This window comes from Citrobacter sp. Res13-Sevr-PEB04-36 (assembly GCF_015672735.1).
Taxonomy (GTDB): Bacteria; Pseudomonadota; Gammaproteobacteria; order Enterobacterales; family Enterobacteriaceae; genus Citrobacter.
On the sequence record NZ_JADABY010000039.1, the window covers coordinates 150,666 to 160,820 of the forward strand.

Here is a 10,155-nt window from a genome sequence, read left to right on the forward strand (position 1 = left end):
GAGAAATATACAGGGACTGTGTCCATAATTTTCAATGGTGTGGATCGGATATCTGGCAATCATGTCGCGAGTGCTATATCCACATGACTTCATGTGTTCCTGGACGTAGGGGAGAAGGTCTTCACCGAAATGGGCAGTAAAAATTCGTTGAATATGCGTAGCAGGGGAGTGACGTATGCAAAAAAATTGCATGGTCTGTATATCGGATGTGAATTAAGGATTTTTTGAGAGAGTAAGCACCAAATCGAAAGAAATTGATTTGGTGCGTCCGAGTGGACTCGAACCACCGACCCCCACCATGTCAAGGTGGTGCTCTAACCAACTGAGCTACGGACGCAAAATGGTGCGTTCAATTGGACTCGAACCAACGACCCCCACCATGTCAAGGTGGTGCTCTAACCAACTGAGCTATGAACGCAACGTTGTAGGTGACAACGGGGACGAATATTAGCGGCACAGAACGAATGAGGCAAGAGGGAAATTGTATTTTTCTGCATGTTTTCACGCGATCGCAGAGTAATTAAGCAAGTTGATTATATTTTGTTGATTTTGCAGCGTGTTTTTTACTCAGGCTGTGCGCTGGGGGCATAATGGGGGCATTTTGGTCCTGCTGTAAGACCGCTATAAATTCCAGTCTACGGGGACTGATAAAACCTTGCCCTCCTAATGCTGAAAGCTGCCACAATGGTTTGCCACCCACCTCACCAACCGTTTCCAGCGTGCAACCCATTTCGTCAAGCAAGAGGGTTAATTCTTTTGAGTCGGGCTCCAGTAAACGATCCACCTTACTATGCCCCATATAAGACCACTCGCCATTGTTTTCTTTAAAATAGAGGAATGGACTACATTCCTTTTGCACTTTCTCAAGACGGTTGAAGTAGTTTCGGTACGCATTATCGCCAGAAATGAACAATAGATTATCCAGAGGGCCATTGACCTCTCTGCGCGCAAAGATGGCGCGAATTAATGTAGAGGAATTGCCACGCGAAGGATTTAAAAACCCGCCCTGCGACAGTCCCTTTTCGCCCGGTTTCAGGGATTTATAACGCTTCTGTATGTCCCTGAATGGATAGTTTTCACCGACGGTAAATGCCATTGCACTTCTCCTGAAAAACAACTATCTAAAGGATAATTAACGACCAAAATGTTGAAAACTTTATTCAGTAGCAGAAAAAATCGCGACTTCGCGCTGTTTTTAGTTTGTTGGGAATTGCAGGCATTCCTGTAATCCATACCATTCGCTTTTAGATAATTTCCGGAGACCCTCCAAGGCCAATGTACGCTCTTCGCTCACAGCGGACCTTGCGGACCTTTCGGCGGTTCGCTCGGACAAGCAATACCAGTTGCAGACGATGCTCGATGAATTCTTTATTGAGTGCCTGCAACGATGAACATCATTGGTAATCCCGGAAAGCAAGATGTCTTAATTCTTGCATATCTCTAACAGCAAACGCATGCACTTGATGACCACGCTGGCCATCGGGGAACAGGCGAGCGGAAACGACTGAAATTATCCCGTATTACGCTGGCGCCAGCTTAGCACTGGCCACCAGCTTGAAGGGGTGTAAGCTATTGGTTTCTGAGGAAAGCGGTCCTTGAAAGGGTCATTTGCGTCTGGCAGTCGACCATTTTTTTGACTTCAGCATCTGTTCCCTGCATTGAAACTTTGCCGCACATAGCATCCTTAGTTTTGATCCACTGGCGCTGAGAAGGCAGAAACTCTTTTTTCTTCGCCGGCGTTAACGTGCTCCAGGCGGTATTCAAATCAGAGTCGGCATTCGCAAACGCCATTCGGGACTGATCAAGGCTGTCAGCTTTTTGCTGCTGAGGCTGCTGGTAGGATTGTTGTGGAATGGTTTGCTGAACTTGCTGCTCCGCCTTTTCTTGCGCCTGAAGCTGTGTCTGCCTCTCTATTTGCTGATCCGCCTCATACTTAGCCTGTTGCTGCGCCCTGAGTTGTGCCTGTTGTTCCGCTTCAATTTGACTCTGCTGGGCATCCTTAGCCTGCTGGATTTTCTGCTGCTCAACGATCGGGTTGATGATGGAAAGCGATGTCAGTACAGCGACACCCACTGATATAGGATTATCAGAAGAGGCTTTTACAAAAACGTTTTTCTGATCGTCGGTCGCCTGCGCGGTGTAGGAGATGCGTTTTGAAAAGGCGTTTGCGTTATTATCCAAAGACAGGCTTTCCATTTGCTTGTCGAGATTACGGTTGAAGTTCTTTCTGTAAGCATCAGAAAGCTGGGCGTACTCGTTCGCAGGTAGGGTCATCGTCACGGTCCCTTCACAAGTTTTCATTGTGCTGCCCGTATCACTTGAGGTTGTGGAGATTTCAGAGATGGCCAGTTTGATCTTGTCCAAAGCGCTTCGTTTGGTCTGATTAGTGACGTCAGGGTATTTGTCGACCTGTTCAGAGAGTCCTTCATAAGCAGATTTTTTTAATAAATCCATGAGAGCTGACTGGGTCATTTCAGAGGAACAACCGGTCACGTCATTTTTGTTATCACAGCCTGTAATGGCAACGGCGAGTAAGAGTGCTGAGTATTTTAATCTCATGAGTTCCCTTTAGAGTAAGGATTGGCTTTTAAGAGGCGGTCTGTAATCAGTCCGTAGGACTACAGCAAACAGCACTGAACACTGAACGCATCACAAGCAAGAACCAAGGTGATATCGGCAAAGGCTGTGAAATCTTTAATTCAGCTGATGAGAACGGTATGCGCAGGGGACTGTAACGATGATCCCGAAGCCGGAAACCTGCGAGGCAGGTTTTCGTTGCTGAGCTTAATAAAGGCCAGAGTACACCAGCAACGGATCCTTCAGGCGATGGAACAGCAACAGCACAACAACACTGACATGAGTATTAATGCCATCAACCAGACGTTTATTAATCTCTACGATACGCGTTATTTCCATACCTTAACCCATAGCCGCGCCATTCTGGGTGAGGGGATGCGCTGGACTCAGGCGTTGAAAGGTTATGTGCAAAACATCACCAGGACGCTTATTGGGAAAGGATAGTTAATCGGGTAAATGGTTAATATTGTCAGGTTCTAAAAATGGTTTTGAGATCCTCTCCAGAAAGTCCCGAATGTCGCGAGCATCCGGGGCTTTTTGGTGGTGCTATGGCGAGTCGTTACAGCCAGCGTCGTTATGTTTGGCCCAGTCGACCATCCCTTGAAAGTCGACAATGACCACCGATTCTTTCCCGACGACCCAGGCATCGTGCCCTGGAGGGATACGTGACAGATCACCGGGGCGGCAATCAAATTCACTGCCATCGTCCATTTTTACCCGCAGCACCCCTGCTACGTGATATTGAAAATGCGGGGCTTCACAACTCTTCGTTCCCGCAATCGACTGGATCGATGTTGCCCACCGCCAGCCTGGCTCCAGCACCGCACGTCCGACGATTGCTCCGCCGATATTGAGAAGTTCCAGTCTTCCATTCTCAAACTCGCGAACTTCGTCCGGTATATCGAATGATTTCACATCTGCTTTGTCCATTGCGCACCTCCTTAGCTTGATTACGCACATGGCCGCTCTTCAATTATATCATTCTGGTTGTTTTTTGTTCGCTTTGACATGGGGAATTCCGCAACAGGACGAGCCCGCAGACCGGGTTTATGCTGAGCCCGGATTAGCGTAAAATGTCGGGCTTCTGCCGTAACGGTATGGCTAACTCAATCAAGTGAATTAGATGAAAAATAACCCTGCGCTCTCTCTAATGTGTGTTCAGATGCTGGAATCTGGCGCGAATCGCCGTACGGTGAAAAGGGCCCTGACATCCCGTCGCGTCAAGGGTCGCCAGGCTGTAGTGCTGCTCTGCAAGCAAGAGATGGCGCTGCTGAAAAGCGGAAAATTGCGCTTGTCAGAAAACGGGTAACCCCAGCCCGCGCTTCACTTCTCTTAATGTGTTCTGCGTGACGTCGTGCGCCCGTTCACTTCCTTTTTGCAACAACGCCATTAACATGCCCTTATCCTGTATGTAGGTCGCACGGCGTTCGCGCATGGGGGTAATGAGTTCTTGTAAACACGCCTCCAGCTCGTTTTTACAGGTTCTATCCCCCAGCCCACCTTGCTGATAGTTCGCTTTCATCTCCGCAATTTTCGCTTTGTTCGGGTGAAAAGCATCCAGATACGTGAATACCATATTACCGTCTATCTGCCCCGGATCGGATACTTTCAAATGGTGTGGGTCGGTGTACATTGCGCTCACTGCACGATGAATGCTCTCCTCGCTGGCAGAAAGGAGCAACGTATTGCCGAGCGATTTCGACATTTTGGCATTGCCGTCGATACCTGGGAGGCGGCTGGTTTCGCTCAACATGGCTTTACAATGGGTTAGAACAGGTGCGGGCAACAGGCTGTTAATTTTATGCACGATTTCATTCGTCTGTTCGATCATCGGTAACTGATCGTCGCCAACAGGAACCCTTTGCGCTTTGAAGGCCGTAATATCTGCCGCCTGGCTGATGGGATAAACCAGGAAACCGACCGGCAGTGAGCGGGCGAAGCCTTTCTGCACAATCTCATTTTTCACCGTTGGGTTGCGCTCTACCCGTGCCACGGTAACGATGTTCATATAAAGTGCAGTTAGTTCAGCAAGGGCTGGCAGTGCAGACTGTAAACAGATTGTTGTGAGTGAAGGATCAATCCCTGCGGCAAGATAATCGGCGAGAACTTCGGGAATGTTGTCGCGGATCTTTTGCGGGTTGCTGCCATTATCGGTAAGTCCCTGAAGATCAGCGACCAGCACAAACTGTTGGTAATCGTGTTGCAGGTTAACGCGCTGGCGTAGTGAGCCAACAAAGTGGCCGAGATGTAGCGGACCGGTGGGACGGTCGCCAGTAAGAATAATCGTTTTGTTGTTCATGTCAGACTCCTTAGTCGTAAAACCGAAAGGGGTCTTTCAAATGCAAATAACCGCCTTTCGGCGGTTATTTAAAATGGGGAAAACACATTCTGGCCGCCTTTAAGAAGGCTGCCACCACAGATTGTAATTAACGCTGTTTACATCGTGTTTTGTATTCATTTGATCAACATATCACGACGTGATGAAGAGGTAAAGTTGGGCCGCTGTTGTTATTACATACTCTGGCGTAACAGCACTTTACCTATCAGATATGTTGTGGCCTGACCACCGATATGGACTCGATCGCCCACTAACTTGCAACGTAAATCTCCGCCACGTTCGGAGACCTGGCGTGCCAGCATCTGCGTTTTGTTCAGTTTTTCAGCCCAATATGGAATGAGCATGCTATGTGCCGAACCTGTGACAGGGTCTTCCGCAACGGCCTCGCCTGGGCAGAAGAAACGGCTAACAAAATCGTATTCCCCATCGCCTGGCGCCGTAATGCAGACCATTTTTCCTAGCGGAAGCATGGCATGAATATCCGGGCGTACTGCTGCAACCTGCTGCTGATTCTCCATAACGACCATGTAATCACGCGCCACGCGGACTTCTTTGTATTCCGTGATACCCAGTGTTTCCAGCAGTAAAGGCGGCGGTATAACAGATTCAGTATTCCAGGCGGGGAAATCAAGCGTCAGCCATTCTCCACTGCGCGTTACGGTCAGCGGGCCAACAAATTGGGTATTGAAGTGAATTGTGGTGTCCGGGTAGTCAAGATGTTCAAAGATGACGTGCGCAGCAGCGAGCGTAGCATGCCCGCATAAATTTATCTCACACTGAGTGGTAAACCAACACAGCTCAAAGCCGTTATCGGTGGTGACAAAGAAAGCGGTCTCTGACTGGTTATGTTGCTGAGACATTTTTAATAATGTCTCATCGGGCAACCATTCTGTAAGAGGACATACCGCAGCGGCATTGCCACCAAAAGTGGTGTCGGTAAAGGCATCTATCATATAAAAATCAATGTGCTTCATTGCATAGTCCTCTTATTGTTCTCCGGTCATCTCGCGATCTACCATGGCATACGCAACGTGCAATTGCGTATTTGTTTATGCTTACGCAGGCAATAACATTCGGGATGTGCCCGCGTTTAACTTGCCTCCAGCATACCAAAGTTCACAATCCGCGAACGTCCCAACTCTTTGGCGCGATACAGGGCCACGTCTGCGGCACGCAGCAGGTTGTCGCTCTGAGCATGCTGCGGGTAGCTGGCAACGCCAATAGACACGTCGATATGGCTGATGTCCGACGTGCCAAAGCGCAGTGTCAGCTCATGCACGCCGTTGTAGATGTCCGTTGCCATGCGATTAGCCTCTTCTTCACCCATGTCGCTGAGCAGGACCAGAAACTCTTCACCACCGTAGCGGAACGCCATCCCACTGTCGCGCACGGCGCGCTGAATAATGGCGGCAACGCCTTTGATCACACCGTCGCCCGCTTCGTGACCGAACCGGTCGTTGATATCTTTAAAGTGATCAATATCAATCATCAGGCAGCTGATCGGCTCCTGATTGCGTATTGCCTGGCTCATCTGCGTGCGCAAGGTGTCTTCCAGATGATGACGATTGCGCAGGCCAGTCAGGGGATCGTAGAGTGCTTTTTCCAGGAGTGCGTCGCGCAGACGCTGGTTGGCTAATGCCAGTCCGAGCGCTTCGGCCATAAGTTCCAGATATGCGCGGGAAGGTGCGGTGTCATCGCTGAGGTTCTGGAACGAGAGCAGGCCGATGGCCTCACCCTGAGCAATTAGCGGAACGCACAGCGTATGATCCTGACACGATTCCGGCAGGTGGTAGCAGGCGATATCTGGTTCGCCGTGAACCGGAGGATGACTCTGCCCGCGACGCACGGCCCAGCATTCGTCCGGGTGGAAGGCATCCGATTTGCCCTGCGGTGAAAGCCACTCAGCAACGCAGCGCATTTGCCACGGTTCCCGGTCAAGAATGTAGAGCCGTCCGGCGACGCCAGGAGCAATATTCGGTGCGAATAGCTGCGCAACATTGATAACGTCAGCAAAATTCTCGCAACCCTGTAAGCGCTGAGTCATCCGCGCCAGCAGTTCGCGTATCGCCCAGTCAGCATCACGCTCCTTCTCCAGCCGCTGTCGCACCAGGCCGTTCTCACGAAAAATGCGGATGGCCTGTGCCATATCGCCGATTTCATCAATCTGGTTAAAGTTAGGTGTTTCAACAGCGTAATCCTGCGAGGCCAGCCGATGAACGACGTCGCTCAGACGCACCACGGGGCGCAGCACCCGGCGTTTTAAAATAAATCCGAGGACAAACAAAAACAGCAACGCGGTCAGTCCGACCATGACTTCGGACAGCGTGCGCAGCGTACGGGATGTCTGTGTGGCATCGTCAATGGCATTGCGTGCGCGACTGTCGAGCATCTGGCGGAAATGGTCTATCTTGTCCTGCGCCAGTTCGAGCTCTTGTTCATACGGCTTGCCGAAGAGTAGGGCGATAGCCTGCGCCTGTTCTCCACTCGCGATGCCTTTGATCGCGGTTTCTTGTTCGACTTGTAGCGCATCAACAATTTGCAATCCTTCGTGCAGTAACGCCAGTTCTTCACCCGTTGCTCCGGTGTCTTTCAGCTTCGTCAGTCGGTGTTCAACGGCTTTTAGCGAGGCTTCTTTCTGTTGATAGGTTTGCAGTGCATCAGGATCTTTACTGACAACATACAGGCGCGCCAGATCGGACAGCGACCATGTGTCTATTTCAACCTCTTCGGTCAGTTGGTCGAATATATACCGTTGTTCCACCGCCTGACGTTCGGTGTTATCGGCGCTTGACGCCATTAGCATGACCACGCCCGAAGCGATGGTCAGGCATACCGTCGCGCTGTAGGCCCAGTTTGTTATTGTGGCTATTCGCACCTGTTTATTCCTTTTGCGACAAGTCATGAATGTGCATGATTGAAATTATAGGAAACGTATGATTTTGCGTGAAAATAAAAAGGCGACCCTGTGGCCGCCCTTTGTTATCGTCATAGCGTTATAAATCTGGAGGGTTTTTTCCTTCTTCCATGAAAGCTTTGTCGATCTCTTCTACGTTACCTTCATGGTCACGCCCGGTAAACAGGTTCCAACTGGCAAGGAACAGCGCCGCAATCAATGGGCCAATAACAAACCCGTTGATGCCGTAAATCTCCATCCCGCCGAGGGTGGTAATCAGAATCAAATAATCCGGCATTTTTGTGTCTTTACCCACCAGCAATGGGCGCAAAATATTATCTACCAGCCCGACGATAATCACGAAGAATCCGACGATAAACAGTCCCTGCCACAGCTGCTGTGTTGCGAAGAGGAAAATCGCCGCCGGCACCCAGATAATGGCTGAACCCACAGCAGGCACCAGCGAGAGAAACGCCATCAGTGCGCCCCACAAAACGCTGCCGTCGATATCTACAATGGCAAACGCAATGCCGCCGAGTGTGCCCTGAACTACTGCGACTACCGCTGTACCTTTTACCGTAGCCCGCGTGACGCCGACAAATTTGGCAAACAGATGCTGTTTGGCGAAATCAGTCAGCGGTAAAGAATCCAAAATCTGGCGTACCAGGTACGGCCCGTCCTTCAGCAAGAAGAACAGTAAATACAGCATGATGCCAAAGCTGATGGCAAAACCAAATGTCCCTTTGCCTATTAGGAATGCACTGCCGGCGAGATACTGTCCGCCCTGCAAAGCAACGTCGGAGAGCTTTTTCTGGATCTGTGCAACGTTATCCAGATTGTGATGGGTAAGGAACCCTCTGGCCCAGTCAGGAAGATAAGACAGGATCGCGGTGACCACTTCCGGGAATTGCGTGTCATTCTGTTGTAGCTTGGTGTACACCACGTTCAACTCGATCGCCAGTGATGACAGGATCACCATCAGGGGAATAAAGACAATCAGGCAGATAATGGCAATGGTGATAAGCGACGCCAGCCCGTTGCGATCGCCTAGTGCGCTACGCAGTTTATTTTTCACCGGATTAAAAATAGTGGTTAATATCGCGGCCCACAAAATGGCGGAGAAGTAGGGGGACAGTACATCAAAAAACGCCCATGTCACGAGGGCGAGAATGAAAATGAAGAAACCTTTTGTCAGTCCGTTAAAACGCATCAGTGGATCCTGTAAATGAGAAGCAGTCCCGACTATAGAACTGTTCAGCGGATTTACCAACCTGCAACGAGTCACACGCCAGTTCGTTGCCATGCTTAATGGCTACTCTGAGAACCTGATTATTCATCCTCCACCTAAGAAATGTCAGTTGGCCAGCGACGATCTACATGACTTTATCAGGCTGGTGTTGTAAATCCGTATAATTCGCACATGGCCAATGTTCAGGAAGGCAATGGAAAGAGCTGATAAACAGCTACCATCAAGGAGATACTCAATAACACGCTGATGATAAAGTAAGTTTTGAATGGCTGCTTTTGTGTTTTGTGGCGAAAGAACTGTTGACCTGCTATCGCGCCAGGCCATCCACCGACAAGGCCAAACAACAGTAATGTGGATTCTGGTACTCTGCGCCACGCCTTGCGTGCCGCCATTTTGTCCACGCCGTAAATCATCAGCGTCATTACGTTGGCGAGCAGTAACCATATAACAAGCGGATACGATGTAAAAAGGCTGCCGATTGCGGCACAGATAAGAAGAAAATAACAACAGCGATTGAGATTCATAGCGTTAGCCACGGCAACTTTCAGAGTTTATTGAAGGCGCATTGTACGCAATACCTACGGCGAGCAGAACCCCTGTCTAACGTGGTGATAGTTATCTCGTTACATATAAGCCTCAGCGGGATAATGAACAATTCTAACTTTTTTATTTTTAATCCCAAACTGTGCATAAAGACGCTAACAAATTAAAAATCACTCGCTGCAAATTGATTTACGTCAACCTTTGTGCATATTTTTACTACCCCTTTATAGATAAACACGAATGCCTCTTTAAGGGGTTGTTACAGATATGACCATAGATGATTTATAGTTATTTCTAAGAGGGAAGGCTTGACTAGGGAGAAATTTAAAAATAAAAAGATGGGGAGGTGTTAATGTATATATTAATATATTATAAACCGATTTTTATTATATATCGTAATCTATTGTCAGAGCTAAAAATTAAAACGCACATAGTGTAATGCAGATTCACTTTTAGGTATTCAATATCTCCAGATTTTCCTTTCGATGTCACTGTGCCTGCTCATCTTTCTTCTGATTCCCCACTTATTACGATGACTTTCATATGAAAAGACCA

10 protein-coding genes and 2 tRNA genes are annotated in these 10,155 nt (G+C 49.0%); 2 read left to right on the forward strand and 10 right to left on the reverse strand.

What is annotated here, in order from left to right:
- Nucleotides 1-260: 260 nt before the first annotated feature.
- The 4 genes from IMQ48_RS11705 to IMQ48_RS11720 all read right to left on the reverse strand — a co-directional run bounded on the left by IMQ48_RS11705 (nt 261) and on the right by IMQ48_RS11720 (nt 2,559).
- A tRNA-Val gene (locus IMQ48_RS11705) sits at nt 261-337 on the reverse strand.
- A gap of 4 nt (nt 338-341) precedes the next feature.
- Nucleotides 342-418: transfer RNA gene (locus tag IMQ48_RS11710), tRNA-Val, on the reverse strand.
- A 102-nt stretch (nt 419-520) separates the two neighbouring features.
- Nucleotides 521-1,096, reverse strand: coding sequence for a hypothetical protein (locus IMQ48_RS11715; protein ID WP_196209167.1), 576 nt, complete (start codon nt 1,094-1,096; stop codon nt 521-523).
- Nucleotides 1,097-1,569: 473 nt separating this feature from the next.
- Nucleotides 1,570-2,559 carry a hypothetical protein gene (locus IMQ48_RS11720; RefSeq protein WP_196209168.1) on the reverse strand — a complete coding sequence of 330 codons (990 nt, stop codon included), beginning with the start codon at nt 2,557-2,559 and terminating at the stop codon, nt 1,570-1,572.
- Between the two features lie 267 nt (nt 2,560-2,826).
- Here IMQ48_RS11720 and IMQ48_RS11725 point away from each other — a divergent pair, with 267 nt between their 5' ends.
- Nucleotides 2,827-3,021 (forward strand): hypothetical protein, encoded by a 195-nt coding sequence (locus IMQ48_RS11725; protein WP_196209169.1) that lies wholly within the window; start codon nt 2,827-2,829, stop codon nt 3,019-3,021.
- Nucleotides 3,022-3,123: 102 nt separating this feature from the next.
- On the opposite strand, the gene IMQ48_RS11730 is transcribed toward IMQ48_RS11725, so the two are convergent.
- Nucleotides 3,124-3,537: a cupin domain-containing protein gene (locus IMQ48_RS11730; protein ID WP_230326382.1), complete on the reverse strand. Its 414-nt coding sequence runs from the start codon at nt 3,535-3,537 to the stop codon at nt 3,124-3,126.
- Between the two features lie 163 nt (nt 3,538-3,700).
- Between IMQ48_RS11730 and IMQ48_RS11735 the strand changes: the two genes are divergently transcribed.
- On the forward strand, nt 3,701-3,886 hold the full coding sequence (locus IMQ48_RS11735; RefSeq protein WP_196209170.1) for a hypothetical protein: 186 nt from the start codon (nt 3,701-3,703) through the stop codon (nt 3,884-3,886).
- Here IMQ48_RS11735 and trpS read toward each other — a convergent pair.
- From trpS to IMQ48_RS11760, 5 genes are all read right to left on the reverse strand, one after another.
- Complete coding sequence (trpS, locus tag IMQ48_RS11740; protein ID WP_196209171.1) at nt 3,872-4,876, reverse strand: tryptophan--tRNA ligase; 1,005 nt, start codon at nt 4,874-4,876, stop codon at nt 3,872-3,874. The genes IMQ48_RS11735 and trpS overlap by 15 nt on opposite strands.
- 212 nt (nt 4,877-5,088) lie before the next feature.
- On the reverse strand, nt 5,089-5,889 hold the full coding sequence (locus IMQ48_RS11745) for a PhzF family phenazine biosynthesis protein (RefSeq protein WP_196209172.1): 801 nt from the start codon (nt 5,887-5,889) through the stop codon (nt 5,089-5,091).
- A gap of 116 nt (nt 5,890-6,005) precedes the next feature.
- Nucleotides 6,006-7,790 (reverse strand): diguanylate cyclase, encoded by a 1,785-nt coding sequence (locus IMQ48_RS11750; protein WP_196209173.1) that lies wholly within the window; start codon nt 7,788-7,790, stop codon nt 6,006-6,008.
- Nucleotides 7,791-7,908: 118 nt separating this feature from the next.
- Nucleotides 7,909-9,018: an AI-2E family transporter gene (locus IMQ48_RS11755; protein ID WP_196209174.1), complete on the reverse strand. Its 1,110-nt coding sequence runs from the start codon at nt 9,016-9,018 to the stop codon at nt 7,909-7,911.
- A gap of 221 nt (nt 9,019-9,239) precedes the next feature.
- Complete coding sequence (locus tag IMQ48_RS11760; protein WP_196209175.1) at nt 9,240-9,581, reverse strand: DUF1294 domain-containing protein; 342 nt, start codon at nt 9,579-9,581, stop codon at nt 9,240-9,242.
- Nucleotides 9,582-10,155: the final 574 nt, after the last annotated feature.

Excerpts from the sequence above, each read along its gene's own strand:
- IMQ48_RS11715 (WP_196209167.1), bottom strand. The coding sequence starts at position 1,096 with ATGGCATTTACCGTCGGTGAAAACTATCCATTCAGGGACATACAGAAG.
- IMQ48_RS11720 (WP_196209168.1), bottom strand. The coding sequence starts at position 2,559 with ATGAGATTAAAATACTCAGCACTCTTACTCGCCGTTGCCATTACAGGC.
- IMQ48_RS11755 (WP_196209174.1), bottom strand. The coding sequence starts at position 9,018 with ATGCGTTTTAACGGACTGACAAAAGGTTTCTTCATTTTCATTCTCGCC.
- IMQ48_RS11735 (WP_196209170.1), top strand. The coding sequence starts at position 3,701 with ATGAAAAATAACCCTGCGCTCTCTCTAATGTGTGTTCAGATGCTGGAA.
- IMQ48_RS11730 (WP_230326382.1), bottom strand. The coding sequence starts at position 3,537 with ATGTGCGTAATCAAGCTAAGGAGGTGCGCAATGGACAAAGCAGATGTG.
- IMQ48_RS11745 (WP_196209172.1), bottom strand. The coding sequence starts at position 5,889 with ATGAAGCACATTGATTTTTATATGATAGATGCCTTTACCGACACCACT.
- IMQ48_RS11760 (WP_196209175.1), bottom strand. The coding sequence starts at position 9,581 with ATGAATCTCAATCGCTGTTGTTATTTTCTTCTTATCTGTGCCGCAATC.
- trpS (WP_196209171.1), bottom strand. The coding sequence starts at position 4,876 with ATGAACAACAAAACGATTATTCTTACTGGCGACCGTCCCACCGGTCCG.
- IMQ48_RS11725 (WP_196209169.1), top strand. The coding sequence starts at position 2,827 with ATGGAACAGCAACAGCACAACAACACTGACATGAGTATTAATGCCATC.